We start from the raw sequence: 25,796 nt of genomic DNA, 5'->3' as shown, positions 1-25,796 counted from the left end.
CTGAGCGGATTCGCGTTTAAACTCTGCGCTGAAATTTCTTTTTTTCATTGAGGCACCTGTAATGTTCTGAGGTGAGCATATCACCTCTGTTCAGGTGGCCAAATTCAGTAAACCACTTCAAGGCATTCAAAGACAACGTTAAAAACGAACTGGTCGGCCCCAACGGATTACCGCTGGCTGCTCCTACGTTCGTTGTTAGCTTCGGAGCGGATGATGACGACAGCGGAGAAGAGACTTAGCTTCGCGCCCAAATTCAAACCGCTGTTCAAGCCTAAGCGCTATAAAACATTTCACGGCGGCCGCGGCGGCGCTAAATCATGGGGTATCGCCCGCGCACTGGTCATCATGGCCGCTTCCCAAAAGCTCCGCGTTCTCTGTACTCGTGAGGTGCAGAACTCGATCAAGGATTCAGTGCACAAGCTGCTGAAAGACCAGATTGAAATGCTCGGGCTTAATCCGTGGTTTCGCATCACTAATGAGACGATTACCAGCGCCTGCGGCAGCGAGTTCCTGTTCAAGGGGCTGCGCTTCGATCCGCTAGGTATTAAGTCGACTGAGGGCGTGGATATCTGCTGGGTAGAAGAGGCCCAGTCTGTATCCGCTGATTCTTGGGACATCCTGGTGCCGACCATCCGTAAAGAGGGTTCGGAAATCTGGGTATCGTTCAACCCCGGCGAAGAGAAGGACCCGACTTATCAGCGCTTCGTGGTGAATCCGCCTGACGACAGCATCACGGTTGAGGTGAACTACTACGACAACCCGTATCTGCCTGAGACGCTCCGCAAAGAGATGGAGTACTGCAAGCGGGTCGATTACGAGGCGTACGAACACGTCTGGCTGGGTAAGCCTAAGTCGATATCTGAGGCGGTAATCTTCAAGCAGCGCTACCGCGTTGAAGCATTTCCGGATGACCTCTGGCAGCAGGCTGATCGGTTGTTCTTCGGTGCCGACTTCGGTTTCGCCAATGACCCGAGCACGCTGATCCGCATGTTCATGCTGGGCACGAAGCTCTACATCGAATATGAAGCCTACGGCGTCGGCGTAGAACTCGACGAAATGGCTCAGTTTTACGATTCAGTCCCCGAGGCTCGCCGCTGGCCTATTAAAGCCGACAGCGCGCGACCGGAGACAATCAGCCACATCGGCCGGCAGGGCTTCAGCATTGACGCCGCAGCGAAGTGGAAAGGCAGCGTGGAGGATGGCATCACCTACCTGAAAGGGTTTGAGGAAATCATCATTCACGAGCGCTGCAAGCACACCGCCGACGAGTTCCGGCTCTACTCCTACAAAGTCGACAAGAAGACCAACGAAATTCTCCCGGTCATTGTCGACGCACATAACCACTGCATAGACGCCATACGCTACGGGCTGGACGGTTACATCACCAGCTCTGACAGCCTTGGCACTTGGGCGCAACTTGGCAGAGGCTGAACATGTCCGAAACACAAAACGTGTCGCAGCCTGTACCGACGCGTGACAGCTATGAAAACTTTGTCGCCCGCATGGGCGTTAACGAATCAAACCAGTCCGGCGCCGGCACTTACCGCAACAACTGGACGTCGCGCAACAGGCTGCTGATTGAGCAGGCTTATCGGTCGTCCTGGCTGGTGGGTGCAGGCGTTGATGCTATCCCCGATGACATGACCCGCAAGGGCGTTACCATCACCTCCAAGCTGGAAGACGGCCGTAAGAAGCAGCTCGATAACGCATGGGATGAGATGGCGCTTTGGGAAGCGCTCAATGACACGCTGAAGTGGGCGCGGCTCTATGGCGGCGCTGTAGGCGTCATCCTGATAGACGGACAGAACTACTCGACGCCTCTGCGCATTGACGCTATCGCTCCGGGCGCATTCAAAGGCGTGATGGTGATGGACCGCTGGATGCTTAACGCAACCACTGAGCGTCGCGTAACCGAGCTGGGGCCGGATTTCGGCATGCCTGAGTTCTACCGCGTTGTGACGTCTGCAACCGGCATCCCGCCGTGGCGTATTCATCACTCCAGGCTGATCCGCTTCGATGGCGTCCCTTTGCCATATCAGCAGCGCCTGACCGAAAACGACTGGGGCATGTCGGTGATTGAGCGCTGTTTCGATCGTCTGCTGGCATTCGACAGCACAACACAAGGCGTCGCACAGCTCATCTACAAAGCTCACCTGCGCACTTACAGCATCAAAGGGCTTCGTTCCCTGCTGGCTATGGGCAAAGACAATCCGGCCTTCAAAGGTCTGATGTCGCACATGGACATGATCCGCCAGTACCAGAGCAATGAAGGCATGACGATTATGGACGCCGACGACAAGTTCGAGGCGCACACCTATTCGTATGCCGGGCTGAGCGATGTGCTGGCTCAGTTTGGCCAGCAGGTATCTGGCGCTTTCGGCATCCCACTGGTTCGCCTGTTCGGTCAGTCTCCGGCTGGTTTCTCAACTGGCGATACCGACCTCGCTAACTACTACGACAACGTGTCGACGCAGCAGGAGCGCAAACTGCGCCGCCCGATCCGCAAGCTGTTCGAAGTTCTGCACATGAGCCTGTTTGCTCAGCCGCTGCCGGATGACTTCACGTTCGAGTTTAACGAGCTCTGGCAAACGCCGGACAGCGAGCGCGCGGACACGGCCAATAAGGTCGTCGACGCCACGGTGAAAGCTGTCGATGCAGGCCTGATGACAGAGAAAGCCGGCGCGCAGCACCTACAGGAAACGGCCCGCGTAACCGGGCTGGGCGGCACAATCAGCGATGAGGATATTGATAATGCCAGTGACCTCCCGCCGCCGACAGAGAAAGACCTCGATAACGTCGAAACCACCGAACCTGAAGCGCGCCGAGACGCAACTGCGAACACAGCTACGACAGATAGCGCGTACGGTGGGGGCAATCGTCGAGGGTTCGTACGATGGCTCAAACGATAGCGTTACCGACATCATGGACAGGCTGGAGCGTTACGCCGACCTGATAGAGCCTTGGGCGGAAGCGGTGTCGAGTCGGCTGATAGGCACGCTGGAAGTTGCGGACGATGCAATGTGGCGTGACAGGTCACAGCGTATCTCTGCCGGGCTTCGTGAGCTGATGAACTCAGGCACCGGCGCGGTAACGCGCAGCATCATCGACGAGCAGGTGAAACTGTTCAAATCGCTCCCCCTGCAGGCTGCCGATCACGTTTACGACATCCACAATCAGGCGATTGAGGCTGTGGTGTCAGGTAAGCGCTCCAGCACGCTGAAGCAGGAAATCATGCGCACCGGCAAAGTGACTGAAGCGCGGGCCCGAACGATTGCCCGTACTGAAGTTGGCCGGGCATCAACTGCAATCACCCAGGCGCGCTCAACCGCCATCGGCTCGCGTGGCTACATCTGGCGCACTGCTGACGACAGCGACGTGCGCCACTCCCACACGCAGATGGAAGGCCAGTATGTCGACTGGGCCAAGCCGCCGACGCTCGACGGCATGACCGGCCACGCTGGCCAGTTCCCTAACTGCCGGTGCTATGCAGAGCCAGTTATTTAGAAAATCGAATACCAACTATCACAACCGCAAATAAAATTATTGCGCAGAGTAGTCCCCACCCGAGCGCTGAGATTCCCAAAAAGTGCTCAATCAACAGTTTCTTACCACTATCACTTCTTAAATAAGTTGCAAATGGGTCAATTGCTGCAATCACCAACGGTACGAACGCAAGTGCAAAATTTATCTCGTTATCAGATTTGCTAACGAAAATCTTTTTCCGTGATTTCAAGACTAAAACAATCCCAAAAACGGCAAATATTAGGTTTGCTACAGGTTTTATAATTTCAGATTTATAATCAAGAAGATTTGGGAATAGGCTGCAATAAATATAAGTCCAAGAATAAACTAATGAAACTAAGCTTACAAAAAGTGCGGGTCTTAGCATTTGATAGTCCCTATCCAAGTTGCCTGAGATGAATTGTAAATATCACTCATGTTTCATAAGCAATGCAAGGCCTCCTGTGCAATATTTCTTCACTACGCGCCTCGGCAACACTCGCTTTGAGATGGCCGATGGCTCGCTGCTGTGCAAAGACGTGCCGATCGCCCGCACCGGCGCGCAAGTCTACGACGAAAGCGAATTGGAAGGGCTAATCGGAGATGAGGATGGCGAGATTGTTGTCATCCGCGACGCTGACGAAGTGTTCCGGCCTGAAACGCTCGCCTCATTCGAAGGCATGGCCTTTACGCTGGGCCACCCGAAAGACATGGTTAATCCGGGTAACTGGAAAGATTACGCCCACGGGCATATCCAGAACGTCCGCCGCGGCACTGGCGATCAGTCGGACTTAATGCTGGGCGACATTCACATCAAAACCGCCGAAGCCATCCAGCAGGTAATGAACGGCCTCGAGCAGATTTCTATGGGCTACGACGCCGACTACGAGCAGAAAGGGCCGGGGCAGGCGCGGCAGCACTCAATTATCGGTAACCACTGTGCGGGCGTCCCCAATGGTCGCGCAGGCATTCGCTGTTCAATTGGAGATAGCAATACAATGGCAAAAACAAAACAGGGCTGGCTTACCCAGCTGAAACGGGCGATTAAAACTAGGGATTCCGCCACCATGGAAGACCTGATGGAAAACGCCCCCGCAGAACTGATTGAGCCGGAACTGGACTTGCCACGCGCGCTCAATATCACCATCAACCCCGCGCAGCCGCTGCCACCGAATAAAGAGCTCGGCGGCCTGACCACCGATGAAGGTGAAAATGGCGGCGCCAACACCAATAGCGAGCTTGAAGCGAAAGTCGATGCGCTGGCGCTTCTGGTTCAGCAGCTGATCAACCCGACCTCTACGGCAACCGTCGACAGCGACGATCCGGATGAGAAGGAAGAGAAAACTCGCGCAACTACCGATGCTGCTTACCATCAGGGCGTTGTGGCGCGCGCAGAGCTCATCCTGCCGGGCGTGAAACTGCCGGAAGGCGGCAAGCTGGCTGCGTTCAAACGCTCCACCATGGACGCGGCATTCAAAACACCGGAAGGCCAGGCGCTGTTGGCTCCGCTGGTTGGCGCTTCGCCGGACTTCGCCAAAATGCCAAAGGCAACGCTGGACGCGGTATTTGTATCCGCCAGCGAAATCGCCAAAGCGCGTAACAGTGCGCCAGCTACTGCGTCGCGTGCATCGTTTTATGACTCATCCAACAAAAACTCTCCGGCTGCTCTGAATAAGGCATTCGCCGCCCACTGGAATAAATAAGGGAAAAACCCATGGTTGCATACCTGTACCGGATGCCAGTAGGCATCGCCGGGGCTATCTCACGCCCGCAAGACCTGACCACCGAGCCGGTTATCCTCAATGCCTCGAACACTTTTAGCCAGTACGGCCTGGCAGGTAAAGACAGCGCAGACGGCAAGTTTATCCCGCTGGCAGCATCTGATGCCGCGACGGTAATCACCGGCCTGTACATACGTCCTTACCCGACCACCTCTACGCCAGACATGGCGCGACAGGTTGGCGCAAATGCCAATTTCACTGGTGACGTGATGAAGCGCGGTTACATGACCGTGAACATCGGCAGCACTGCAGTCGGCCTGACCAAAGGCGCGCCGGTTTATGTGCGCAACGCCAACCCGACCGACGCCAGCCCGCTGGGCGCAATTCTGGGCGCGGCTGTCACCGACGAAACTGTCGTGCTGCCGAACGCCGTTTTCACTGGCGCAGGCGATGCCGCTGGCAACGCTGAAATCGCATACAACATCTAAGGGAAACGCTAAATATGTACACTTTTGACCAAGCCACTCTCGACGGTACTGGCGCTTTCCTGGTTGGCGAGCTTGAGCGCCTCGATCAGGAGCTGAACATGCCGCTGGTCGGTTACACGTGGTCGCGCGATATCCAGCTGCGCGAAGACGTGTCGATCGCTGATGACATCAGCTCTTTCACCAACTCTACCTTTGCCGCTGCCGGCACGCCGAACCCGAACGGTAAAAACTAGATCGGCAAAGACTCCACCGCCATTGCAGGTCCGAACGTCGATATCGCAAAAACCGGCTTCCCTCTGACCCTGTGGGGCATGGAGCTGGGCTGGACCGTTGTCGAACTGGCCGCCGCTGCTAAAGTTGGTCGCCCGATCGACACGCAGAAGTACGATGCGATGCAGTTGAAATGGAATATGGACACCGACGAGCAGGTTTATCGCGGTGACAGCCAGCTGGGCGTGAAAGGCCTCGTCAACTACAACGGCGCAGCAGTCACTAACGCTCCGAAGACGTGGGCAACGTCCACGCCGGACGAAATCCGGGCGTCAATCAACCTGCTGCTCTCCAATGCCTGGGCGGCGTCTGGTTACACCATCGTCCCGCGTGACCTGCTGCTGCCGCCTGAGCAGTTCGCGCTGCTGTCCAGCATCATCGTTTCATCAGCCGGTAACCAGTCGCTGCTGACTTACCTGCAGAACAACACCATCGCCTTCCATCAGAACGGCGTACCGCTGAACATCCGCGCGGTGAAATGGCTGAAAGGTGCGGGCACCGGCGGCACTGACCGCATGATGGCGTACACCAACGACAAGAAGTTTGTGCGCTTCCCGATGGTTCCGCTGCTGAGCGTGCCGGTGCAGTACCGCGGAATTTACCAGCTGACCACCTACTACGGCAAGCTGGGCGCAGTTGAGTCTCCGTACCCGGAAACCATGGCGTATCTGGACGGCATCTAACCAATCCGGCCCCGAAAGGGGCCAACAGGAGCAGCAAATGGCTAAGAAGACGATTCGCGTCCACACCCCGTTTAATTTCACCTCTGAAGATGGCACCAGCCAGCGCTTTGAGGCTGGCGAGCATACCGTTGATGACAAGGTTGCCGATCACTGGTTTGTCACCGCGCACTCTGATGTGACCGGCAAGGCAAAAGCCAGCGCTGACATGAAAGAGTTTCAGGCACAAATCGACAGCCTGACCGCGCAGCTGGAAGAGAAAACCAAAGCGCACGGCGATCTGCAGCAGTCGGTAGCGGAGAAGGACCAGACCATCGCCGACCTGACCGCGCAGCTGGCAGCCCTGCAGGCGCCCGTAACTGAACCGGTAACGGAAGGGAATGCTGATGGCAAGAAACCGAAATCTGCCGACAGTAAGTGATTTTCGCTGCGACTTCCCGCAGTTCAGTGACGACACCAAATACCCCGACGCAGTAATCGAGTTTCGCCTTAACCTCGCAGACATGCTGATTGACGGCTCCGCTATGGGGAACATGTTCCCTTATCTGGCAGAGCTGTTTGTCGCGCATTACATGGTGCTGAATGCCGCAGATACGGCGGCCGGCACGCTGGGTGGTGCTGGTGGTGCAACGAGCGGTGTGGTCGCGTCCAAGTCGGTAGATAAAGTCAGCGTGAGCTACGACAACAGCGCGACGCTCAACGCCGATGCTGGCTTCTGGAACTTCTCCCGCTACGGCGCGGAGTTCTGGCAGCTGCTGATGCTCTTCGGGTATGGCGGTATTCAGCTATGAAATCAGGCCTGACCATTCGCGACGACACGGCGCAAAGCATTCTGGACGCCCTTAAAACCCTCGCTAACAAGGATGTTCTGGTGGGCATCCCGGAGTCGAAAGACGAGCGCGATGATGGCGACATCGGGAATGCGGCGATCGGCTACATCAACGAGAACGGGTCGCCGGCGCAGAACATTCCGCCGCGGCCCCATCTCAAGCCCGGCGTGAAGTCGGTCGAGCAGGATTTCATGCCTCACCTGAAGGCGGCCGCGCAGAAGGCGCTGGAAGGTAATGCGGAAGGGGCAGTGACGTCCCTCGACCGCGCCGGAACGGTGGCAGCTAACGGTGTGAAGAGATTCATCACTGCAAGTGGCTTCACTCCTCTCGCCGAATCTACCTTGGCTGATCGAGCGCGGCGAGGGCGCGTCGGAGCAGCCAAAGAGCTGGCGAGCCGGGCTGCCGGATACGCCCCGAACAATGCCAATGCAAAGCCGCTCATCGACACCGGCGAATACCGCCGCTCAATCACGCACGTTGTGAGGGATAAAGATGCCGACACTTGATGTAACTGACGTTCTGCTGTCGCCTGAATTTCTCGATACGACGCTCGTGGTAAAGCGCAATGAGCAGACGGTCGATGATGATGGCTTTGCCAGAAACACCACCACAGAGACATCGTTTGGCGGCGTGGTGACGGTCGACCGTTCACTGGAAGCCCGGCGCATGCAGGCCGGTCAGGTGATTAATGGCGCAATCCTGATTATCACCACCTACCGGCTGAGCAGCGGCAACACCGGCATTGATGCCGACATCGTGACTTATCGCGGCCGCGACTATCGCGTGACCTTTGTCGATCCGTACACGGCTTACGGCGCCGGTTTCGTCCAGGCGCACTGTGAGCTGCAGCCGTTTGATGGAGGCCCGCGTGAGTAACAGCAGCACATCAGCCGGATATCTGACGCCCGTCAGCGCGCCGCAGGCATATGACGAAACGCTGGAGCGTGAACTCAGCCAGTGGGTGCGGGCATTATCGGGCCTGCCGGCTGGGATGGTTCGCCCGCGCTGGACAGCGACTCAGGCGGCAATACCTGCAGCGGACGTAGACTGGTGCGGGTTCGGCATTATCGGCTTCATTGCTGACGATGGTCCCGCATTTGTGCGGCAGACCGATGACAGTAATCAGCTGTGGCGGCATGAGGTGATCGAAACGCTCGCCTCGTTTTACGGTCCGCAAAGCCAGTCAATCGCCACTCTGTTCCGTGACGGGCTGACGGTTGAGCAGAACAACGAAACCCTGAAAACAAACGAGCTGTCGCTCGCTGATTACAGTGAACTGACCGCTTTCCCCGAGCTCATCAATAACCAGTGGGTGCGCCGGTACGACATCACCGTGCGCCTGCGCCGCAAAGTTATCCGCGATTACGGCATCAAATCTCTGGTCAGCGCGCCAGTATCATTCTTTGGAGATTAATCTATGGCACAGGGCTTACCTGTATCCAACGTTGTAAACGTTGATGTGATCATGTCGCCCACTGCGGCGACGGGTCGTAATTTCGGTTCACTGCTCATTCTCGGCACATCCACGGTTATCCCTGTGTCAGAGCGCATCCGTCTGTATACCGGCTCGGAAGAGATCGGTGCAGACTTTGGCGAGGACAGCCCGGAATATGCTGCCGCACTGGTGTACTTTTCGCAGTCTCCGCAGCCGACACAAGTTTATGTGGGGCGCTGGGCTAAAACCCTGGCGACGGCTGAATCCGGCAGCGTTGAGACGCTGGCGCAGGCTATCACCGCCGTGCTGCAGTTCACCAACTGGTATGGTCTGGGCATTGCCGACGACGAAGACCTCACCGCAGCGGAAATCACCGCGACCGCCGCCGCTATTCAGGCATCAAGCCTCAGCCGCGTGTTTGCCGTAACGTCCGACGATTCCGGCATTATCGACTCAGCCTCGACCACTGACATCGCCTCAACGCTCAAAGCCGCTGGCTACGGCCGCACTTTTGTTCAGTATTCGACGAAGAGCAAATATGAAGCATTGTCAGCATTTGGCCGCGCGTTTACCGTCAACTTCACCGGCAACAACACCACGATCACGCTGAAGTTCAAAACCGAGCCGGGCGTGACGTATGAAACCCTGACCAGCTCTCAGGCAGCAGCAGTCGACGCGAAAAACGCGAACGTTTACGTTTACTACGCGAACGACACGGCAATTCTGCAACAAGGAGTGATGTCCAATGGCGATTTCTTCGATGAGCGCCACGGCCTGGACTGGCTGCAGAACTACGTGCAAACCGATCTCTTTAACGCGCTGTATACCTCAACAACCAAAATTCCGCAGACAGAAGCTGGTATTACCCGCTTGCTGACTGTAGTGGAGAAGTCCCTGGATCAGGCCGTATCGAATGGTCTGGTTGCCGCGGGCGTATGGAATGGCGGCGACATCGGGCAGATCACCGCGGGTGACACGCTGACGAAAGGCTATTACGTCTATGCGCAGCCGCTTTCCTCTCAGGCGCAGGCCGACCGAGAAGCTCGTAAAGCACCGCTGATTCAGGCTGCCATCAAGCTGGCCGGCGCGGTTCATTACGCTGATGTTCAGATTAACGTTGTCCGCTAAGGGGATATAAATGTCAACTTATAGCTTTATTGATGTCTCCGCCTCCCTGACCGGGCCAACGGGCGTTATCGATCTGGGTTACGGCTCAGCCAACTCGGACGAAGGCATTACCGTCACCATGACCGAGGCCAAAAACACCATGACAACCGGTGCCGATGGCGAGGTGATGCACAGCCTGCACGCGGGTAAATCGGGAACTATCACCGTGAACCTGCTCAAGACCTCACCGCAAAACAAAAAGCTCTCGCTGATGTATAACGCGCAGAGCCTGTCTTCGTCCCTGTGGGGTAACAACGTGATCGTCATGCGCAATAAGGCGTCTGGTGACATCGTTACCGCGCGCGCAGTGGCATTCCAGCGCCAGCCAGACTGGAACAACCCGAAAGTAGCCGGGACCGTCGCATGGGTATTTGATTGCGGCAAAATCGACGAAGTTCTAGGGGAGTATTAATTCATGGAATTTGAAATCAAGGGCGTCCAGTACCGCACCGCGAAGCTCAGCGTCTTCGACCAGCTGAAAGTTTCTCGCAAGCTGCTCCCGGTTCTTGCCGGGGTGCTGGCCGATTTTCAGGGCATCAAGGCAGCATCTCAGGGCGGCGATATGTATAAGGCGATGGAAACTGCCTTGCCGAAAATCGCCGATGCACTGGCGGGCATGTCTGAAGAAGACACGAACGCCATCATCTTCCCCTGCCTGTCAGTGGTTTCCCGCCAGAACGGAAAAACCTGGGCGCCGGTCATGTCGCAAGAGCAACTGATGTTTGATGACATCGATCTGATGAGCATGCTGCAGATGGTTGGTCGGGTGGTAGGCGACAGCCTGGGAAATTTTTTGCCCGTACTCCCCGCCAGCGAGACTGCGCCCCAGTAAGCGGTCTGACGCTGGAATCACTTCCTGATGGCGAAGATTTTCTGATGCGCCCGGTTGATGCCGGGTACATCAGCTATTCAGCCCTGAAGGATGGCTCGGTAGACCTGGCAGACATTGCACGAATGAATGACTGGCTCGACCTGAAGGCAGACAACAATAACCGCATAGAGCGCTGGAGAGAGGCAAATGAACGCTGAGACTATCAAGGATTTTCTGGTAAGCCTCGGCTTTCAGGTTGATGACGCTGGAGCGCGCAAGTTTGATGCAGTAGTGGCCGGTACTACGTTAAAAGTAGTGAAACTCGGTACTGCCACTGAGGCTGCCGCGCTGTCAGTTTTGGCCTATACCACCAAAATCGCCAGCGGCCTCGACCAGCTTTACTGGGCATCTCAGCGCACAGGCGCAACGGTCGCGGGCATTCAGGCGATCGGCTATGCCGCAGCTCAGGCCGGGTCGAGTGCAGAAGCTGCGCGCGGTTCGCTGGAAAGCCTTTCACGCTTCATGCGTAACAACCCCGGCGCCGAAGGCTTCCTGAATCGCCTTGGTGTACAGACGCGTGACGCCAGCGGCAACATGCGTGATATGGCGTCCATCTTCACAGGCGTCGGCCAGCAGCTGAATAAAATGCCTTACTACCGCGCAAATCAGTATGCGCAGATGCTGGGCATAGATGAAAACACGCTGATGGCAATGCGCCGCGGGATGGGCCAGTTTGGCGCGCAGTATACGCAAATGGCGAAAGCTATCGGTTTTAATGCTGACCAGGCTGCCGCCAGCGCTAACCGCTTCATGACGTCTCTGCGTGCGTTCGGCCAGATGGCCGGGATGGCACGCGACAAGATCGGCTCTAACCTGGCGGAGGGGTTGTCAGGTTCTATCGATACCCTGCGCAAGCAAATCGTCGACAACTTCCCGAAGATTGAGCAGACGATTACCAGCGGCGTTAAAGGCATTCTGTGGCTTGCTGAGGTAATCGGGCGTGTCGTGTATCGGCTGATTCAGGCTGGCGGCGACATCATGCAGTGGTGGTCATCGCTGGATAAGTCAACGCAGCGCCTTATTGAGGTGTTCGGCACGCTCGTTATTGCCTGGCGCATCCTGAACGGTGCGTTCGTGATGTCGCCGATAGGGATGATAACCGCCCTTGGCCTTGCCATTCTGGCGCTCTACGACGATTACAAAACGTGGAAGGAAGGCGGCCAGTCACTCATCGACTGGAAAAAGTGGGAGCCGCAGATTAAGGGCGCCATTAAAGGCGTCGACGATCTGAAAGATGCCGTTATGCGCCTGCTCGGTATCGACCCGCAGACATGGACAGCCAAATGGGACATGAGCAACCTCATGGAGAACCTTGGCGAGCTGTCCAAAATGCTGGACGGGATAGCGCGCCTGCTCAACGCCATTAAAGACGGACGATGGAAAGATGCCTACGCGATCGGGCGCGAGCTGATAAATCAGGGGCAGGGTAACCCCGATGCATTGCCTGCCGTCTCCGCCAGCGCGGACAGTGCCGCAGACTATATCAAGGGAAAAACCGGATTCGACCCACGCAGTATCGGGGCAGCCATGAAAAGATGGTTCGGTGATAGCTCTGTCCAGCCGATGGCAGCGGAAGACCCTGGACCAGAGCGCATCTATCTGGTAGATGGCCCGGTTGAACAATACGGGCAGTCTTTCAGGCGGCCTCAGGCAAGCAAGCAAGGTAGTGAACTGCTGGGGTGGCTGCAACCGATGTTCGGTAAACTCGAGCAGCTATATCAGCTTCCTGTGGGATTACTGAAAAGCGTTGCTATCACCGAGTCTGCAGGCAACCCCAATGCGATGTCTGGCGCCGGCGCGCAAGGGCTGTTTCAGCTGATGCCCGGCACGGCTAAGGATTTGGGGCTGCGCGGTAACGAAGCATTTGACCCGGTTAAGTCCGCCCAGGCTGCAGCGAAATATCTCGCCCAGCTCTTAAAGGCCAATAACGGCGACCTTCCTAAAGCGCTCGCGTCTTATAACTGGGGTATCGGTAACGTGCAGAAGCATGGCATGGCGCTAATGCCGGAAGAAACCCGGAATTATATTCCGCGCGTTCTCAGCAATATGCCTGCCAGCGGCGCGCAGATCAGCCAGGAAACTAATATCCATATCCACGGAGTTAACGACCCGAGCAGGGCCGCCAGCGAAGTCGCCGACAAGCAGATGGCGGTGAACTCACGCTTTTCACAAGCACTTGGAACGGGGCCGCGCTGATGGACATTCTTTCTACGCTGTTTTCACAACAGAGCCGAAAAATCGGTTTGATAGTGCCGGACGTGGTGATCACCGAAAAGCACAGCGACACGCTGGAAATCACAGAGCATCCCGTTGAAAAGGATGCGTCTGTTGCCGACCACGCCTTTAAAAGGCCGCCCGAGTTGGTGATGGAGATAGGGTTTTCTGGCGGCGGTTCGTTGCTGGACCTCCTCGATACTTCCTCGATTGGGCTCAGCCTTGGCCTTAGCCCGAAAGAGGTGTATCAGCAGCTGATCGACCTGCAGGAAAGCCGCGTGCCGTTTGACGTGGTAACCGGCAAGCGCCTCTACACCAACATGCTGATCCGCGGGCTGGATGTAACGACTGACCGTACATCGGAAAACGTGCTGATGGCGACGCTGACGTTGCGCGGGGTGATCATCTCTTCAACGCAGACGATATCTGTAGCGGATAAGGCCGACATGTCGCAGGGCGTGAGCACTTCAGCAGTGCAAAACTCCGGCGTTAAGTCGACGAAGCCCACTGCCAGCCAGTCGATTTTATCGAAGCTTTCCGACTTGTTTTAAGGAGACACGATGCAGGCCAGTGAAATCCCCCTGTCACCTGATAACCAACAGTTCGCCGTGGCGATAAACGGGGTTAATTACTCAATAAGAACGCTATGGCGTGACGCCGCGGGCTGGGTGATGGATTTACTCGACAGCAGCGGCGCAGGCATTGTGACCGGCATTCCTCTGGTTAGGGGAGCCAACCTGCTGGCGTCGTTTTCTTATCTTGAACTCGGCTTCGGGCTCGTGGTGCTTTGCGATGATCCGACGCAGGACTACCCCACTAAAACCGACCTAGGCATCAGCAGCCACCTCTGGGCTGTAAGGGAGTAAACATGTCACAGAACTGGATGCGCCACTTCGAGCTGCAAATCCTGTCAGAAAGTGGTGAAGGCATTAGCCTGAGTGACTTCAAGGTGACGTTCCGCATTGAGTGGACAGATACCCGCTGGCCGCGCGTTGCGATGGTGAAGATTTATAACCTCTCCAAAGACACCTGCAGCCGTATTCTGGGCAAAGAGTTTGCGAAGATTAAAATCATTGCAGGCTATGACGGTGTGCCGGCGGCTGTAGACAGTAGCCAGGTCGGCGTAGCAACGGAAATTGACCCGTCACAAGTCGGCCAGACAAATGGTACGAACTTCGGGGAAATTTTCAGCGGAGAAATTCGCTTTACTGTCACCGGCCGCGACAACCCGACCGATACATGGGTACTGATTCAGGCGATCGACGGGCATCAGGCTTTCATGAACGCCAGCGTTACCACAACGCTGGCAGCCGGATATACGGCTGCAGATGTTCACTCTGCTGCCATGGATAGCTTTAGCCCGTATGGCGTGACGAAAGGCATCACCGGCGATGTGCCTGTTACCGTCTTTCCCCGCGGGCGAGTGCTTTACCAGTCAACGCGCGATGTGATGGATAACGTTGCGGCGCAGTGCGGCGCCACCTGGCAACTGGTTGATGGTCAGGCTCAGATGGTGCCGAACAATAAATACCTTCAGGAAGCTATCGTATTGAACAGCGATACAGGGCTCATCGGCATGCCTCAGCAGACGATGGGGGCAGGCGTTAACGTGCGCTGCCTGATAAACCCGAATATTCGGCTCAATGGTCTGGTACAGATTGATCAGGCTTCAGTGTATCGCGCCAGCCTGTCAGCCGACGAGGTGAAGGCATTGCCTGGCCGCGCCAGAGAAGAAAATGTGAATGGCAACCTGTCGGTAAACGGCACACTGCAACAACCTGCAAGTATTGCGGCAGATGGCTTATATATCGTCAAGTCCATCGATTATAATGGCGACACCCGCGGGCAGCCTTGGTATATGGATATGATGTGTTTCGCTCGCGGGTCAAAGGATTTGCTGAGTTCTTCCGCACAAAGCAGGGTGGTGTAATGAAAAAAACCTCTGTTCTAATATCGCTGGCTTTATTGTCGTCTCCCTGCTTTGCTGTGACAACGTGCGGACCATTTTCGCTCGAAGCTGGCCCTGATGACGGGCTTTTTCGCATCAACAAAGTTAAGCCGGAAAGCCAGAAAGTGACCTTTCTGAATCGTCAGAGTGATTACGACAACATTCAGGTTCAGTGGATGCTACAACGTGCCGATACGCCAGGTTGGCTTGGTATGGACTACATTAAGCGAAATGGGAAAGCTATCCTCAACGTCGAAGCAGTCCGCACGAACATGGACGAACCGCGCCAGTTCTGGACGTATGATTGCCAGCGAGTGAAGTAAGGCTAAAGCTCTTTTAGCTTTGACTGACACTATAGTCATACTGTAACTTTGCGCAGCAGTTTTGCAATTCCACAACGTCATGGCGATTAAATGATTCCAGCTCAACTTAAAGGGTTACAAGAAGTAGCCAGTGAACTTACGCTTCATATTGAAAGCGGGGTTCAGCTTGATCCTTTTACTTTGAAGAACAAAGTGGCTTTTGCTGAGCGCTTAGAAAGCGATGCTATGAGGCTCATGTTCCTTGGACTGGCTTACGGCGCAGCTAAACAAAATGACAAAGCCATCAGATTTTTTAAGGCCGGAGCTGAGTGTGGTGACGATAGGGTTGTAATCAATTTCCTTACCTATCTCAGTCATACAGGTCAGTATGACCTTTATCGTGAAGAGAGTCTAAGATTGGCTCGGCGTTATGAAAATAATCCACGTATCCTGATCCTTGCACGCAATGCCAGCTATGCTGATGGTGATGGGGAGCTATCTATGTACTTTGCCCGCAGGTTAATGTCGATGTTACCTGATGGCCCAGATAAAGATGCTGCGCAGGAGGACGTTGAAATGAAAAACGCTCAACTCGCTAAATTCATTGAAGCAACTGATTTAGATACTTCACAGATTTCTGAGTTAACCCGGATGGTTGCTAACCTGACCAAAAAGTATGGTGTTATCGCAGTATCGCATGATTACTACACCAGCCCCGATGGAAGTGCAGCGGTAATCTGCGATGTTTTTTGCGAGGATACAGATGTCCTTTCTGATATGGACATAGATATTGCCACAGAGCTTGCCATGTCTGAATTTTTTGTAGACAAAAATGTTACCGCTTGGTACAGGGGCAAGAAGCGTGAAGAGGTACCATACACAGTATGAGTATACAGGGAAAAGATATCTTTACGGTCGCACAAAGCTGCCTCAATAACTCTGACGAGCACTTTTCACGCAGTGCAATATCTCGTGCATATTACGCCCTTTACCATGAAACATGCGCGATTTTAAAGCATTGTCCACCGACTACGCATGACGGTGTGGTTCAATACTTGCTGACAGGGACTCGCAGAAAAGCTGAGCCATACGAGCTTATGGATTTAATTTGTATTGGTGCTGTTTTGAAGCAACAAAAGGAAAAGCGTAAAGCTGCGGATTACTCGTTGGATACAGACATTACGAGTGCGGAAGCTAACAGTTCTGTTGAGGCTGTAAGAAAAATACTTATAAAGATCAATGCAATAAAAAAATAAATCTTTCCCCGTATTATGACCCGCTTCGGCGGGTTTTTTATTGCCTGGAGTAAATATGTCCGTCAATCCTCAGTCGCTGGCAGGCGGCGAACAGCAGGCAATGAAGGTGCTGTCTGACACCATCTTCTCCATGCTGCGCGTCTCTATGCCTGGAATCATCCAGTCGTTCGACCCTATAGCATGTACCTGCACTGTTCAGCCGGCCATATCAGGTGAGGTTGCTGATGAGGCAGGTCAGTTTAAATCGTCACCGCTACCGTTGCTCGTCGACGTGCCGGTGGTGTTCCCGCGCGGTGGCGGCTGCACCATTACCTTTCCTGTGAAAGTTGGCGACGAGTGCCTGGTGGTGTTTTCCGATCGCTGCATCGACTTCTGGTGGCAGAACGGCGGCGTGCAGGAGCCGGTCGACCCTCGGCAGCATGATTTGTCCGACGCCTTCGCGTTTATCGGTCCTCAGTCGCAGGCGGAAGTGATAGGCAATATCAGCACCTCGACGCTTCAGATGCGCACCGATGACGGCGCGGCTTATATCGAGCTCGACCCAAACAGCCACGCGGTAAATATTGTGGCGCCGGGCGGACTGAACGTGACAACTCCTCTGGCTAAGTTTAGCGCGGCTGTAACCATCAACGGGTTGCTGACGTGGATGGGCGGCATGGTTGGCAGCCTGGCAACCGGAACCGCGGCGAAAATTACGGGCGCCATCGAGTTTATCGGAAGCCTGAAGTCCAACGGCAAAGATATCAGTGACCAGCACACCCATAATGGCGTGCAGTCTGGCACTGGCAATTCTGGCAAGGTGAACTGATGCGATACAGACGCGAAGATGAAGATGGTGATTACACCTTCGGGCTAGGCGATGACACCTGGCTAATTAACTCACCAGAAACGGTGGCGCAGGCGGTGAAAACTCGCTTCCTGCTTTGGTACGGGCAGTGGTTCCTCGACACGACAGAGGGCACGCCGTGGATTCAGTCTGTGCTGGGCAAACAGAAGCCGGAAACGTACAACCTCGCCATTCGCCAGCGCATCCTTGAGACGCGAGGCGTTAACTCTATCAGGTCGTTCGATACGACGCTGAATACCTCATCCCGCCGCGTAGTGTTTACCGCGACGATCGACACTATCTACGGAACGACGACAGTCACAAGCGAGGCGTAATGGCTCTTAATTTAGACACGCTGGGGCTCTCCGCTACGGTGACCGCCTCAGGGATAAGTGCGCCTGATTACCAGACAATCCTGAGCACTATCACCGAATATTTCCAGCAGATTTACGGCACTGACGCCTATCTCGAGCCTGACAGTAAAGACGGGCAGATGGTCGCGCTTGTGGCACTGGCTATACATGATGCCAATAATACTGCAATTCAGGTTTATAACTCTTTTTCGCCGTCATCAGGCATGACTGACGCCCTCACGCGTAACGTAAAAATCAACGGCATCGCGCGTAAGGCCGCCACTAACTCCACGGTTGACGTGACGCTGACCGGCACGGCAGGCACGACGATCACCAATGGCTCGGTGAAAGACGCCAACGGCGTCATCTGGAACCTGCCGGCCAGCGTGACTATTGACGTAAGCGGGGCGGTGACGGTAACGGCTACCTGCGCTAATTCCGGTGCCGTTGCAGCTGTTGCCGGCAGCATCACCAAAATCAACACGCCGACGCGTGGATGGACTGCGGTCTCGAATGCCAGCGCGGCTACTGTGGGCTCCGCAGCGGAAACCGATGCTCAGCTTCGTGTGCGACAGGCTCAGAGCGTAGCTATTCCTGCGCTGACGCCGTTTGATGCTGTCGACGGCGCGATTGCCAACGTAACAGGCGTAACTCGCCACAAGCTTTACGAGAACGATACTGGAGCAGTGAACAGTGATGGCATACCAGCACACTCAATCGCGGCAATAGTGGACGGTGGAGACGCTACGGATATCGCACAGACTATCCGTGGCAAAAAGGGCCAGGGCGTTGCCACTTACGGCTCTACGACCGTCACTGTGCCGGATAAATACGATAATCCGCACGCAATCAGCTTCTCACGATCAACTGATGTTCCGATATATGTCGCCATAACTCTGAAGGTCTTCACCGGTTACACCACTCAGATCGGCGAGCAGATTAAACAGGCGATTGCCGATTACATCAACAGCCTGACAATTGGCGATGACGTCCTGTTAAGCCGCATCTATTCACCGGCAAACCTCGGTGTCGTGAGCGGCGGCAACGCGAAATACTACGACATCAACGCCCTGACAATTGGCAAGTCGACCGGCTCGCAGGCGGCAGCAAATATCGTCATAGCCTTCAACGAATCAGCATCCTGCAGTACAGCAAATATCGCTCTCACGGTGACGTCATGAGCAAATACACCGACCTGATTACTAACTATCACAGGGGAAAGCCTCTGTTTGTCGATCACGTCGACCTGTCAACGCGCCCACTAACTGATACTTCCACAGCTCTGCAGAATCTGCTCACTGCCTTCGATATAGACAGCGCGATAGGCGTGCAGCTTGATGTTCTGGGTGAGTGGATTGGGCGAACGCGAATCGTCAGCCAGCCAATCAGCGGCGTCTACTTCTCGTTTGATACCGATGGGGTTGGCTGGGATCAGGGTGTATGGCAAGGACCGTATGACCCGGACGCTGGCTTCACCAGCCTGAGTGATGACACTTATCGTATTGTCCTGAAGGCGAAGATAGCCATCAACAGCTGGGACGGGCAAAACGACTCGCTGCCGGCGATTCTAGAAACCGCGCTTGATGGTTCAGGCCTGAGAATGCAAATCGTCGACAACCAGGACATGACCATCTCAGTCTGGGTATTCCCGGAAGAGGACATCAGCCAGGTTTCACTCGAGCTTCTGGCTGCTATCAAACAAGGCTACCTGACAGTTAAAGCTGCCGGAGTATGGGCTGGGGACGTTCAAACGCCTTCTATTTTAACACCATCAGTTGGGTCGAAATTCTTCGGCTTCGATATGGACAATGAATATATTGCCGGATTTGATGACGGCGCATGGGGAGTGACACTTTAATGGCTACAAACAACTTTAAGGCGTTTGCAAACACTAATAGCGCAAACGTAACCAGCCAAGCTGACTATGAGGCACTGGCTGCATTACTTAGCGGGTTTCAAAGTGGCAAAGCGTCTTCCGCACAAATCAACAAGGTCCTTCGTCAGTCTTCGGCAATGGCCTATGTTTTAGCTCAATTCATTTCAGACTCAGCGAATGTGGACGTTCTTGATAATGGTAATGTAGCCGCGATACTGGCAAATCTAAAAGCAAGCATGACAGCTTTGACTCCCGGTAGGCTTTTAGGAAAGAAAATATTAACAAGCTCAGGATTTTACACACCAACAATCGGAACCAAATCGATAATTGTTGAAGCGATTGGAGGGGGCGGTGCTGGTGGCGGTAGTGCTGCTACAACTTCAGGGCAGCAAGCTTCAGGAAGCGGCGGTGGTTCTGGTGCATATGTTATGGCAACCTTTACGACTGGCTTTGCAGGTGCAAACTACATCATCGGTAGTGGCGGGACTGGTACGACCGCAAATAACGGTGGCAATGGATCAGCGACTACCTTTCTGACAATAAACGCAGGTGGAGGAAGTGGTGGGCCTGTGGGGGCGGCATCTGTCTCATCTGTAATCTCGGGCTCGTTTGGAGGAACTGCATCAGGTGGAGACATCAATGCAGCAGGCCCTAATGGTAACAGCGGGATTGTCTATACATCAGCAGTATCGGTAGGTGGTTTCGGAGGCTCCAGTAAAATTTATCCAGGGAATGGAGGTGCGGCCAGGGCATCTGCAGGGGACGGGTTCCCTGCTACTGGCTATGGCTGTGGCGGTGGCGGAGCCAACTCAGGATCATCTGGAACGACGCGAGCAGGTGGAAACGGGACTCAAGGCTTAATCATAATTTGGGAGTACGCATAATGCCAGAAACATACGCTTTAATTCAGGATGGTAAAGTTATCAGTTGCATTGTATGGGATGGACCTGAGGTTACACCCATGGAATTTGAAAAGGGTGTAACTTTCGCGGCTGTTCCTGATAAGGAAGGTAATCAGCCTTCCACAGGATGGGGATTTAACGGAAAATCATTTGTTGCCCCGCCCCTTACTGACGAACAATTAAATGAGCAAAAAGAGCTTAAGATTGCCAATAACATTGCAATGAAATCGAGCCTTATTGCGTTGGCTACAGAGGCGATTGCGCCGCTTCAAGATGCTGTAGACCTGGATGATGCAAATGACCAAGAAACAGCATCCCTGAAGGAATGGAAACAGTATCGGGTTGCTGTAAACAGAATAGATGCAAACACAAGTGAAGATATCTTATGGCCCGCTATGCCTTAAAAGCCCCGTCAGGGGCTATTTAACTAGATCCCTCCAATCAACGGGATTGCAGCGCTAATGATTTGTTGCGGGGTTAAATCCCTGACAGCGTACGTTGGGGAAACTATATAGTTTGCATTTCCATAATTCGCTCCAAACACAATTCTTATTGAAAAATTATCCCACATTTCTTGGTTGTATATAAATAGCCCTTGCTTGTCAAAAAAGTTTGATATGTGAGCGAACGAGGTATCAACAGAAACGATAAAATGGGCCATGCCAACAACAGACATTGCAGTAAATATACTCACATCAGGAAGTTTGTGAACCTTACTTGAACTAAGCTCTAGCCCGCTAAGTTGATCCCTAGAGCCCATAATGACAACATCTAATCCACTCGCCTTAGATAATTCTTCTGCAATCTCAACCGTTTTATCGTCAGGCAAACTTCGATTAAAGTTACTGGCAAATGGGCATAAGCATAATATCCCGTTGTTTATTGAGTCAACGAAAATTCTGGCTTTTTGTTTGTCATCTTTGGGGATTTCTATGCTGTATTTGAGACAGGTTTCATTGATCTTGAGCTTTTTAAGAAGTATGTTGCCCCTATCTGTAAGGTGCTTATCAGTACACGAATATTCTACAGTTTCATCGAAGCACGCTCGGCTAATTCCGTTTCCGTTGAAGCAAGTTGAGAAGTTGGGGTTGATGGCAAAAAGGGAGCGCAATCTTTGGGGTGTTCTCAAGTTATCGCCGTACAGATCGATTGCAAGATAAACTCTATCTTTGATTAAACTAGAAATAGACTTTCTGTTCAAGGAATCCGAATATGGTACAACCCATTCAATGAAGCTTTGATTAGAAAGAAAGTTTACATATGAAGGGTTGCAAATTAAACCAATTCTATATCCCGAATTCTTGAGTGTATTAAAAAGCCCTGAGAATATGATGTAGTCACCCAATCCTTTAGTAGGCAATATGAAAAAAATGATATTATTTCTTTTTCTTTCCGGGATTAACTTCCTTACTCTCTTGGCTGAAGCCATCCATATTATGCGTAGAAACAAGCTTAAGCCATTATGCTCTATAAAACTTCTTGCTACTTTAGCCTTTTTTGATAAATACATCATTTCTTCCAGTGTGTTTTCGTTATTTCGATGTTTTGGGTCAAATCGTTTGTTAATGGCAGTAAAATCATAGTGAAAACGAGTCATTAACATGACGCCAATAGATTCTTTAGAATTGTAATATTTCTAAAGGCATTGTACAAAGCACGAGTGATCATGAATTTTTCATTTACCAGTAAATCTATGAAAAAGACTCGGCGACGGGGCAGAGGTATACCGCGCCGATCTGAGCAGGCTACGGGGTGGGGTGAATAAAGCTTAACCATCCGCGCCTTGCTTATCCAGATCTAACCCCGTGCCAGTCCCAGCTTTACAAAAATCCGAACCGCAGCGGCTTGCCAAAATCCAACCCCAACATTACTGTGTTTATATACAGTAATTTTTTAGGGCAACCTTATGCCACGCGATTATGAAATAACCACAGCCTTTAAAGATGCGATCAAACTGGACGCTAAAAATCGGCGGTTAGTGACAACCAACGACTTCCGATTAGCGCTCGAAAAGTACAACCATCACTGGCCGCTGGAAGAGTGCAACCGCTGGATTAAGCGATATCAGACCTTCTTCTTCGAGCTCGTCACGGACGGAGAAGAGAACAAGACGTGGGCGCTGCGCAACATGGGGTATGTGAGATGAGCGCGCCATATACAGAAGAGAGCTTCGAGCTTCCATTTTCAAGCGCGTTCCGCATCGAAACGCCTGAAGGTTTTGTCATCGTCGACCGCGGCGTAAAGATGAAGCCAGGCGACGAGGTGGCGTTCCAGTACGACGGCTATCCGATGGTAGGCAAACTGTTCGTTTCCGGACTTATCACGCAGGATGGCGAAACGATAGACGGGGAAGGGCCGGAGGGAATCATAGTGCTGGGTAAAGTCACCACGACCATTCTGGACGATGACAACGAGTTCCGCCCGACCATCTGAAAACTGCTATCAACGCTTCGTAATCGCAAAGGTGTGCCGCGCGACCTTTGCGCTCAATTCCGCACTAACGGTATAATGGTTTTATCCACTCTCGGGAGTCAGCTAGACTCTTCCCAACCATCCTCGCTTTATCATGCAACGGTTCAGGCAACAAAACATAAACCGGATAAGTAGCAGGATAATATTTCAATGCATAAAAACAAAAATAAAGATACTACAAAGGCTTGCAATGAAAATCCGCTTTCTGTCAGCCAATGAGCATAAGCTGACCGAGGTACGAAAAATCCTCGAACCGGTAGGCGTCGACGTTCTGCCTATCGCCCGCCGTATCGATGAAATCCAGACGGAAAACGAAATTGCGCTGGTGCGTGACAAACTCACTAAGGCCTTTTCCATTATCGGCCGTCCGCTCTTTGTCGAGCATACCGGCCTCTACCTTGATGGGCTGAATGGCCTGCCGGCCGGGCTGACGCGCATCTTCTGGAACCGGCTAGAGGCGGAGCGTTTCGCCAAGCTGGTGCAGGGACTCGACAGCCAGGCGGTCACGGCGAAAACCGTGCTGGGCTACTGCGACGGACGCAAAATGTACCAGTTTCACGGCGAAGTTCGTGGCACCATCACCGCCCAGCCCGTCGGACCGCGCGAATTTCAGTGGGACTGCGTCTTTATTCCGGAAGGCCATAGCCAGACCTTCGCCGAGATGGGCGAGCTGAAAAATGAGATCTCTATGCGAAAGCTGGCGCTCGACCGCTTCGCCGAATTCCTGAAAATCGCCCGAGGAGTGGCATGAAACCTGAACTAAAACGCGCCTACGACTCCGGCAAACTGATCCTGTTCGCCGGTGCGGGCATATCGCGCAATCTGGGGCTGCCGGAGTGGCATGAGCTGATAGCCCATCTGGCGAATGAGCTGGGCTACGATCCCAAAATATTCAACACCTACGGCACCCATCTTTCGCTGGCGGAGTATTACAAACAGAAGAAAGGTTCGCTTGGCCCGCTGCGCAGCTGGATGGATCGCGAGTGGCACCGGCCGGACATTGATGTCCGCTCCTCAGAAATTCATACCATGATTACCCAGGGCAACTTTAGCCGCATCTACACCACCAATTACGACCGCTGGCTGGAAGCAGCGCACGAGGCGCACGGCGTTCCCTACAGCAAAGTCGCCAACGCGGCGGACCTGGTGGCACTGACCGAAGACAAGCGGCATATCATCAAGCTGCACGGTGATTTCGACGACGATACCTCGATTGTGCTGGATGAGAGCAGCTACTTCGAACGTCTCTATTTCGATTCGCCGCTCGATATTAAACTGACCCACGACGTGATGGGCAATTCGGTGCTGTTCGTCGGCTACAGCATCAGCGATTTTAATATCCGCCTCTTGTTCTACCGCCTGACCAAAATGTGGGGCAGAACCGGTCTGGCGACCGCGCGGCCAAAGTCTTATCTCTTCACCAACCGTAACAATCCGGTGGCGCGCGAGGTGCTGGGGCAGTGGGGCATTGAAATGATCGTCTCGGAAGAGGACGATCCGCGCAAGGCGCTGGCAGACTTCCTTAACGAGCTGATTTCATAATGAATTATCGCTCTTCACCTGTTAAGACAATCGCCTTGAAAAAAGGATGCAATCCGGCCGCATGAGGGATATACTGTATATATTAACAGTATCGGAGAGGCAAAAATGGCTGTCGAAATTAAATACGTAGTCGTCAAGAAGGGTGAAGAGAAAATGACGTTTGCCAGCAAAAAAGAGGCGGATGCCTACGATAAGATGCTCGATATGGCGGAGGCCTTTACCGACTGGTTAGCGCAGCATCAGCCCGATATGGACGAGTCTCAGGCGGAAACCCTCGGCCTGCTGCTTGCAGAGCAGAAAGAGGCGATTCAGCATATTCTGCGCACCAGCAAGCTCCCGGATGCGTCTGACTCCGCTGATGCAGCGAAAAAGGCTCGCGCGGCAGAGCACGCTGATGAAAATGGCGAAGGCGACGTTGCGCAGACCAAAAAGGTGCGCGCCGTTAAAGCGGCTTAAGTTCCTGCATCACACTAAAACGCGCCGCAGTGCTTTTACCTGCGGCGCGTTTTTGTATGCGCGAAGCGTCTGTGGTCAGGCGAGTAGCCTTGTATGCGTCAGTGAGTGAAGAGAGAAAAGGTGCCGGAGTAGTAGCTTACCATCCATGCCACATAGACCAGCCACACCACCATACCCGCCGTTAATCCGAATTTACCCGTCATCAGCCTGCCTCCATTAAGTGTGCGGTTATCGAAACCGTTGACACAAATTGACAGAAGGTGGCGCGGGCTGGATTGTTTTGGATCAAAAAACCTGCATACAGCGATTAGCTGCTACATCGGCCTCGATCAAAAACCTTAGCGCAGGTCAGTGCGATCGCCACGCGTGGTGGGGTGAGAGACCACCAGAAACTCAACGTCGCTGTCGCTGTCGTTTCGCGCCTGATGTTTTGCCTCTGGAGGAACTTCCAGCCCCTGATGTGAGTTGAGCAGGTGACGCTCGCCCTCAAGCTCCATACAGAGGGTGCCGCGCAATACAAAAAAGAACTGACGACTCTGGGCGTGATAGTGACGAATTTCCTCGGTGCCAGCGGGCATCCGCTCGTGGATAATGCTGAGATCCTGCCGCTGCATCAGTATCCAGCCGTCGCACTGGTCGCCCCAGATATAGTGTTCGGCGTTCTCTTTCGACACCATAATGATCTT

General features: G+C 53.7%; 35 protein-coding genes and 1 pseudogene. 33 read left to right on the top strand and 3 right to left on the bottom strand.

All coding sequences use genetic code 11. The features are described 5' to 3' along the window. The first annotated feature begins 213 nt into the window (after positions 1 to 213). The 3 genes from MHZ97_RS16830 to MHZ97_RS16820 all read left to right on the top strand — a co-directional run bounded on the left by MHZ97_RS16830 (position 214) and on the right by MHZ97_RS16820 (position 3,504). Positions 214 to 1,431: a PBSX family phage terminase large subunit gene (locus tag MHZ97_RS16830; protein WP_239315123.1), complete on the top strand. Its 1,218-nt coding sequence runs from the start codon at positions 214 to 216 to the stop codon at positions 1,429 to 1,431. A 2-nt stretch (positions 1,432 to 1,433) separates the two neighbouring features. Continuing rightward, on the top strand, positions 1,434 to 2,909 hold the full coding sequence (locus tag MHZ97_RS16825) for a DUF1073 domain-containing protein (RefSeq protein ID WP_239315122.1): 1,476 nt from the start codon (positions 1,434 to 1,436) through the stop codon (positions 2,907 to 2,909). A gap of 64 nt (positions 2,910 to 2,973) precedes the next feature. Then, positions 2,974 to 3,504, top strand: a complete 531-nt coding sequence (locus MHZ97_RS16820) for a phage minor head protein (protein WP_308544784.1) — start codon at positions 2,974 to 2,976, stop codon at positions 3,502 to 3,504. On the opposite strand, the gene MHZ97_RS16815 is transcribed toward MHZ97_RS16820, so the two are convergent. Beyond that, positions 3,497 to 3,889: a hypothetical protein gene (locus MHZ97_RS16815; protein ID WP_239315120.1), complete on the bottom strand. Its 393-nt coding sequence runs from the start codon at positions 3,887 to 3,889 to the stop codon at positions 3,497 to 3,499. The genes MHZ97_RS16820 and MHZ97_RS16815 overlap by 8 nt on opposite strands. Positions 3,890 to 3,965: 76 nt before the next feature. Between MHZ97_RS16815 and MHZ97_RS16810 the strand changes: the two genes are divergently transcribed. From MHZ97_RS16810 to MHZ97_RS16690, 25 genes and pseudogenes are all read left to right on the top strand, one after another. After that, complete coding sequence (locus MHZ97_RS16810; RefSeq protein ID WP_239315119.1) at positions 3,966 to 5,204, top strand: DUF2213 domain-containing protein; 1,239 nt, start codon at positions 3,966 to 3,968, stop codon at positions 5,202 to 5,204. Positions 5,205 to 5,215: 11 nt separating this feature from the next. Then, positions 5,216 to 5,710 carry a hypothetical protein gene (locus tag MHZ97_RS16805; protein WP_239315118.1) on the top strand — a complete coding sequence of 165 codons (495 nt, stop codon included), beginning with the start codon at positions 5,216 to 5,218 and terminating at the stop codon, positions 5,708 to 5,710. Between the two features lie 14 nt (positions 5,711 to 5,724). After that, a pseudogene (locus MHZ97_RS16800) lies at positions 5,725 to 6,663 on the top strand (DUF2184 domain-containing protein). Between the two features lie 37 nt (positions 6,664 to 6,700). Further along, the gene (locus tag MHZ97_RS16795; RefSeq protein ID WP_239315117.1) at positions 6,701 to 7,081 is read left to right on the top strand and encodes a hypothetical protein; all 381 of its coding nucleotides are present in this window, start codon (positions 6,701 to 6,703) and stop codon (positions 7,079 to 7,081) included. Next, positions 7,047 to 7,451 (top strand): DUF4054 domain-containing protein, encoded by a 405-nt coding sequence (locus MHZ97_RS16790; RefSeq protein WP_239315116.1) that lies wholly within the window; start codon positions 7,047 to 7,049, stop codon positions 7,449 to 7,451. Before MHZ97_RS16795 ends, MHZ97_RS16790 begins: the two co-directional genes overlap by 35 nt. Continuing rightward, complete coding sequence (locus tag MHZ97_RS16785) at positions 7,448 to 7,996, top strand: hypothetical protein (protein WP_239315115.1); 549 nt, start codon at positions 7,448 to 7,450, stop codon at positions 7,994 to 7,996. Before MHZ97_RS16790 ends, MHZ97_RS16785 begins: the two co-directional genes overlap by 4 nt. Then, positions 7,983 to 8,366, top strand: coding sequence for a head-tail adaptor (locus MHZ97_RS16780; protein WP_239315114.1), 384 nt, complete (start codon positions 7,983 to 7,985; stop codon positions 8,364 to 8,366). Before MHZ97_RS16785 ends, MHZ97_RS16780 begins: the two co-directional genes overlap by 14 nt. Next, positions 8,347 to 8,904, top strand: a complete 558-nt coding sequence (locus tag MHZ97_RS16775; protein WP_239315113.1) for a hypothetical protein — start codon at positions 8,347 to 8,349, stop codon at positions 8,902 to 8,904. The genes MHZ97_RS16780 and MHZ97_RS16775 overlap by 20 nt, the downstream gene beginning before the upstream one ends. 3 nt (positions 8,905 to 8,907) lie before the next feature. Next, entirely contained in the window at positions 8,908 to 10,053 is a 1,146-nt protein-coding gene (locus MHZ97_RS16770) for a DUF3383 family protein (RefSeq protein ID WP_239315112.1), read from the top strand. Positions 10,054 to 10,063: 10 nt separating this feature from the next. Then, complete coding sequence (locus MHZ97_RS16765) at positions 10,064 to 10,504, top strand: DUF3277 family protein (protein ID WP_239315111.1); 441 nt, start codon at positions 10,064 to 10,066, stop codon at positions 10,502 to 10,504. A 3-nt stretch (positions 10,505 to 10,507) separates the two neighbouring features. Next, positions 10,508 to 10,924, top strand: coding sequence for a phage tail assembly chaperone (locus tag MHZ97_RS16760; RefSeq protein WP_239315110.1), 417 nt, complete (start codon positions 10,508 to 10,510; stop codon positions 10,922 to 10,924). Positions 10,925 to 10,968: 44 nt separating this feature from the next. Further along, positions 10,969 to 11,121 (top strand): DUF6889 family protein, encoded by a 153-nt coding sequence (locus MHZ97_RS16755; RefSeq protein WP_048784607.1) that lies wholly within the window; start codon positions 10,969 to 10,971, stop codon positions 11,119 to 11,121. Continuing rightward, on the top strand, positions 11,111 to 13,159 hold the full coding sequence (locus MHZ97_RS16750) for a transglycosylase SLT domain-containing protein (RefSeq protein ID WP_239315109.1): 2,049 nt from the start codon (positions 11,111 to 11,113) through the stop codon (positions 13,157 to 13,159). The genes MHZ97_RS16755 and MHZ97_RS16750 overlap by 11 nt, the downstream gene beginning before the upstream one ends. Then, positions 13,159 to 13,728, top strand: a complete 570-nt coding sequence (locus MHZ97_RS16745; RefSeq protein ID WP_239315108.1) for a phage baseplate protein — start codon at positions 13,159 to 13,161, stop codon at positions 13,726 to 13,728. Before MHZ97_RS16750 ends, MHZ97_RS16745 begins: the two co-directional genes overlap by 1 nt. 9 nt (positions 13,729 to 13,737) lie before the next feature. Continuing rightward, positions 13,738 to 14,043 carry a phage baseplate plug protein gene (locus tag MHZ97_RS16740; RefSeq protein WP_239315107.1) on the top strand — a complete coding sequence of 102 codons (306 nt, stop codon included), beginning with the start codon at positions 13,738 to 13,740 and terminating at the stop codon, positions 14,041 to 14,043. Between the two features lie 2 nt (positions 14,044 to 14,045). After that, on the top strand, positions 14,046 to 15,107 hold the full coding sequence (locus tag MHZ97_RS16735) for a hypothetical protein (RefSeq protein ID WP_239315106.1): 1,062 nt from the start codon (positions 14,046 to 14,048) through the stop codon (positions 15,105 to 15,107). Further along, a complete protein-coding gene (locus MHZ97_RS16730; RefSeq protein ID WP_239315105.1) occupies positions 15,107 to 15,448 on the top strand; it encodes a hypothetical protein in 342 nt (113 codons plus the stop codon). The genes MHZ97_RS16735 and MHZ97_RS16730 overlap by 1 nt, the downstream gene beginning before the upstream one ends. 90 nt (positions 15,449 to 15,538) lie before the next feature. After that, complete coding sequence (locus MHZ97_RS16725) at positions 15,539 to 16,315, top strand: hypothetical protein (RefSeq protein WP_239315104.1); 777 nt, start codon at positions 15,539 to 15,541, stop codon at positions 16,313 to 16,315. After that, positions 16,312 to 16,683: a hypothetical protein gene (locus MHZ97_RS16720; protein ID WP_239315103.1), complete on the top strand. Its 372-nt coding sequence runs from the start codon at positions 16,312 to 16,314 to the stop codon at positions 16,681 to 16,683. The genes MHZ97_RS16725 and MHZ97_RS16720 overlap by 4 nt, the downstream gene beginning before the upstream one ends. Positions 16,684 to 16,738: 55 nt before the next feature. Beyond that, positions 16,739 to 17,491: a Gp138 family membrane-puncturing spike protein gene (locus tag MHZ97_RS16715; RefSeq protein WP_239315102.1), complete on the top strand. Its 753-nt coding sequence runs from the start codon at positions 16,739 to 16,741 to the stop codon at positions 17,489 to 17,491. Next, positions 17,491 to 17,844 (top strand): hypothetical protein, encoded by a 354-nt coding sequence (locus MHZ97_RS16710; protein WP_239315101.1) that lies wholly within the window; start codon positions 17,491 to 17,493, stop codon positions 17,842 to 17,844. The genes MHZ97_RS16715 and MHZ97_RS16710 overlap by 1 nt, the downstream gene beginning before the upstream one ends. Beyond that, complete coding sequence (locus tag MHZ97_RS16705) at positions 17,844 to 19,043, top strand: baseplate J/gp47 family protein (protein WP_239315100.1); 1,200 nt, start codon at positions 17,844 to 17,846, stop codon at positions 19,041 to 19,043. Before MHZ97_RS16710 ends, MHZ97_RS16705 begins: the two co-directional genes overlap by 1 nt. Next, positions 19,040 to 19,720 carry a DUF2612 domain-containing protein gene (locus MHZ97_RS16700; RefSeq protein WP_239315099.1) on the top strand — a complete coding sequence of 227 codons (681 nt, stop codon included), beginning with the start codon at positions 19,040 to 19,042 and terminating at the stop codon, positions 19,718 to 19,720. The genes MHZ97_RS16705 and MHZ97_RS16700 overlap by 4 nt, the downstream gene beginning before the upstream one ends. Next, positions 19,720 to 20,622 (top strand): hypothetical protein, encoded by a 903-nt coding sequence (locus MHZ97_RS16695; RefSeq protein ID WP_239315098.1) that lies wholly within the window; start codon positions 19,720 to 19,722, stop codon positions 20,620 to 20,622. The genes MHZ97_RS16700 and MHZ97_RS16695 overlap by 1 nt, the downstream gene beginning before the upstream one ends. A 77-nt stretch (positions 20,623 to 20,699) precedes the next feature. Further along, positions 20,700 to 21,044, top strand: a complete 345-nt coding sequence (locus MHZ97_RS16690) for a tail fiber assembly protein (protein ID WP_239315126.1) — start codon at positions 20,700 to 20,702, stop codon at positions 21,042 to 21,044. 23 nt (positions 21,045 to 21,067) lie between these two features. On the opposite strand, the gene MHZ97_RS16685 is transcribed toward MHZ97_RS16690, so the two are convergent. After that, on the bottom strand, positions 21,068 to 22,243 hold the full coding sequence (locus tag MHZ97_RS16685) for a glycosyltransferase family 9 protein (protein WP_239315097.1): 1,176 nt from the start codon (positions 22,241 to 22,243) through the stop codon (positions 21,068 to 21,070). 303 nt (positions 22,244 to 22,546) lie between these two features. Between MHZ97_RS16685 and MHZ97_RS16680 the strand changes: the two genes are divergently transcribed. The 5 genes from MHZ97_RS16680 to MHZ97_RS16660 all read left to right on the top strand — a co-directional run bounded on the left by MHZ97_RS16680 (position 22,547) and on the right by MHZ97_RS16660 (position 25,110). After that, positions 22,547 to 22,786 carry a hypothetical protein gene (locus MHZ97_RS16680; protein ID WP_239315096.1) on the top strand — a complete coding sequence of 80 codons (240 nt, stop codon included), beginning with the start codon at positions 22,547 to 22,549 and terminating at the stop codon, positions 22,784 to 22,786. Then, positions 22,783 to 23,073, top strand: coding sequence for a phage repressor protein (locus MHZ97_RS16675; protein WP_239315095.1), 291 nt, complete (start codon positions 22,783 to 22,785; stop codon positions 23,071 to 23,073). The genes MHZ97_RS16680 and MHZ97_RS16675 overlap by 4 nt, the downstream gene beginning before the upstream one ends. Before the next feature lie 229 nt (positions 23,074 to 23,302). Next, positions 23,303 to 23,863 carry a non-canonical purine NTP pyrophosphatase gene (locus MHZ97_RS16670; protein ID WP_239315094.1) on the top strand — a complete coding sequence of 187 codons (561 nt, stop codon included), beginning with the start codon at positions 23,303 to 23,305 and terminating at the stop codon, positions 23,861 to 23,863. Continuing rightward, a complete protein-coding gene (locus MHZ97_RS16665; protein ID WP_033790496.1) occupies positions 23,860 to 24,654 on the top strand; it encodes an SIR2 family protein in 795 nt (264 codons plus the stop codon). Before MHZ97_RS16670 ends, MHZ97_RS16665 begins: the two co-directional genes overlap by 4 nt. 105 nt (positions 24,655 to 24,759) lie before the next feature. Then, positions 24,760 to 25,110 (top strand): YebG family protein, encoded by a 351-nt coding sequence (locus MHZ97_RS16660; protein WP_103796558.1) that lies wholly within the window; start codon positions 24,760 to 24,762, stop codon positions 25,108 to 25,110. A gap of 338 nt (positions 25,111 to 25,448) precedes the next feature. On the opposite strand, the gene MHZ97_RS16655 is transcribed toward MHZ97_RS16660, so the two are convergent. Then, on the bottom strand, positions 25,449 to 25,787 hold the full coding sequence (locus tag MHZ97_RS16655; RefSeq protein WP_239315093.1) for a cupin domain-containing protein: 339 nt from the start codon (positions 25,785 to 25,787) through the stop codon (positions 25,449 to 25,451). Positions 25,788 to 25,796 lie beyond the last annotated feature (9 nt).

The sequence above is a fragment of the Pantoea sp. ACRSC genome, assembly GCF_022346785.1.
GTDB lineage: Bacteria > Pseudomonadota > Gammaproteobacteria > Enterobacterales > Enterobacteriaceae > Pantoea > Pantoea alvi.
This window is presented reverse-complemented; position numbering and strand designations above follow the sequence as displayed.

Excerpts from the sequence above, each read along its gene's own strand:
- MHZ97_RS16775 (WP_239315113.1), top strand. The coding sequence starts at position 8,347 with ATGGAGGCCCGCGTGAGTAACAGCAGCACATCAGCCGGATATCTGACG.
- MHZ97_RS16770 (WP_239315112.1), top strand. The coding sequence starts at position 8,908 with ATGGCACAGGGCTTACCTGTATCCAACGTTGTAAACGTTGATGTGATC.
- MHZ97_RS16785 (WP_239315115.1), top strand. The coding sequence starts at position 7,448 with ATGAAATCAGGCCTGACCATTCGCGACGACACGGCGCAAAGCATTCTG.
- MHZ97_RS16685 (WP_239315097.1), bottom strand. The coding sequence starts at position 22,243 with ATGTTAATGACTCGTTTTCACTATGATTTTACTGCCATTAACAAACGA.
- MHZ97_RS16735 (WP_239315106.1), top strand. The coding sequence starts at position 14,046 with ATGTCACAGAACTGGATGCGCCACTTCGAGCTGCAAATCCTGTCAGAA.
- MHZ97_RS16780 (WP_239315114.1), top strand. The coding sequence starts at position 7,983 with ATGCCGACACTTGATGTAACTGACGTTCTGCTGTCGCCTGAATTTCTC.
- MHZ97_RS16730 (WP_239315105.1), top strand. The coding sequence starts at position 15,107 with ATGAAAAAAACCTCTGTTCTAATATCGCTGGCTTTATTGTCGTCTCCC.
- MHZ97_RS16760 (WP_239315110.1), top strand. The coding sequence starts at position 10,508 with ATGGAATTTGAAATCAAGGGCGTCCAGTACCGCACCGCGAAGCTCAGC.
- MHZ97_RS16805 (WP_239315118.1), top strand. The coding sequence starts at position 5,216 with ATGGTTGCATACCTGTACCGGATGCCAGTAGGCATCGCCGGGGCTATC.
- MHZ97_RS16825 (WP_239315122.1), top strand. The coding sequence starts at position 1,434 with ATGTCCGAAACACAAAACGTGTCGCAGCCTGTACCGACGCGTGACAGC.
- MHZ97_RS16665 (WP_033790496.1), top strand. The coding sequence starts at position 23,860 with ATGAAACCTGAACTAAAACGCGCCTACGACTCCGGCAAACTGATCCTG.
- MHZ97_RS16700 (WP_239315099.1), top strand. The coding sequence starts at position 19,040 with ATGAGCAAATACACCGACCTGATTACTAACTATCACAGGGGAAAGCCT.
- MHZ97_RS16720 (WP_239315103.1), top strand. The coding sequence starts at position 16,312 with ATGAGTATACAGGGAAAAGATATCTTTACGGTCGCACAAAGCTGCCTC.
- MHZ97_RS16680 (WP_239315096.1), top strand. The coding sequence starts at position 22,547 with ATGCCACGCGATTATGAAATAACCACAGCCTTTAAAGATGCGATCAAA.
- MHZ97_RS16795 (WP_239315117.1), top strand. The coding sequence starts at position 6,701 with ATGGCTAAGAAGACGATTCGCGTCCACACCCCGTTTAATTTCACCTCT.
- MHZ97_RS16815 (WP_239315120.1), bottom strand. The coding sequence starts at position 3,889 with ATGCTAAGACCCGCACTTTTTGTAAGCTTAGTTTCATTAGTTTATTCT.
- MHZ97_RS16740 (WP_239315107.1), top strand. The coding sequence starts at position 13,738 with ATGCAGGCCAGTGAAATCCCCCTGTCACCTGATAACCAACAGTTCGCC.
- MHZ97_RS16690 (WP_239315126.1), top strand. The coding sequence starts at position 20,700 with ATGGAATTTGAAAAGGGTGTAACTTTCGCGGCTGTTCCTGATAAGGAA.
- MHZ97_RS16750 (WP_239315109.1), top strand. The coding sequence starts at position 11,111 with ATGAACGCTGAGACTATCAAGGATTTTCTGGTAAGCCTCGGCTTTCAG.
- MHZ97_RS16725 (WP_239315104.1), top strand. The coding sequence starts at position 15,539 with ATGATTCCAGCTCAACTTAAAGGGTTACAAGAAGTAGCCAGTGAACTT.
- MHZ97_RS16745 (WP_239315108.1), top strand. The coding sequence starts at position 13,159 with ATGGACATTCTTTCTACGCTGTTTTCACAACAGAGCCGAAAAATCGGT.
- MHZ97_RS16710 (WP_239315101.1), top strand. The coding sequence starts at position 17,491 with ATGCGATACAGACGCGAAGATGAAGATGGTGATTACACCTTCGGGCTA.
- MHZ97_RS16655 (WP_239315093.1), bottom strand. The coding sequence starts at position 25,787 with ATGGTGTCGAAAGAGAACGCCGAACACTATATCTGGGGCGACCAGTGC.
- MHZ97_RS16705 (WP_239315100.1), top strand. The coding sequence starts at position 17,844 with ATGGCTCTTAATTTAGACACGCTGGGGCTCTCCGCTACGGTGACCGCC.
- MHZ97_RS16765 (WP_239315111.1), top strand. The coding sequence starts at position 10,064 with ATGTCAACTTATAGCTTTATTGATGTCTCCGCCTCCCTGACCGGGCCA.
- MHZ97_RS16790 (WP_239315116.1), top strand. The coding sequence starts at position 7,047 with ATGGCAAGAAACCGAAATCTGCCGACAGTAAGTGATTTTCGCTGCGAC.
- MHZ97_RS16715 (WP_239315102.1), top strand. The coding sequence starts at position 16,739 with ATGTCCGTCAATCCTCAGTCGCTGGCAGGCGGCGAACAGCAGGCAATG.
- MHZ97_RS16755 (WP_048784607.1), top strand. The coding sequence starts at position 10,969 with ATGCGCCCGGTTGATGCCGGGTACATCAGCTATTCAGCCCTGAAGGAT.
- MHZ97_RS16670 (WP_239315094.1), top strand. The coding sequence starts at position 23,303 with ATGAAAATCCGCTTTCTGTCAGCCAATGAGCATAAGCTGACCGAGGTA.
- MHZ97_RS16660 (WP_103796558.1), top strand. The coding sequence starts at position 24,760 with ATGGCTGTCGAAATTAAATACGTAGTCGTCAAGAAGGGTGAAGAGAAA.
- MHZ97_RS16675 (WP_239315095.1), top strand. The coding sequence starts at position 22,783 with ATGAGCGCGCCATATACAGAAGAGAGCTTCGAGCTTCCATTTTCAAGC.
- MHZ97_RS16695 (WP_239315098.1), top strand. The coding sequence starts at position 19,720 with ATGGCTACAAACAACTTTAAGGCGTTTGCAAACACTAATAGCGCAAAC.
- MHZ97_RS16830 (WP_239315123.1), top strand. The coding sequence starts at position 214 with ATGACGACAGCGGAGAAGAGACTTAGCTTCGCGCCCAAATTCAAACCG.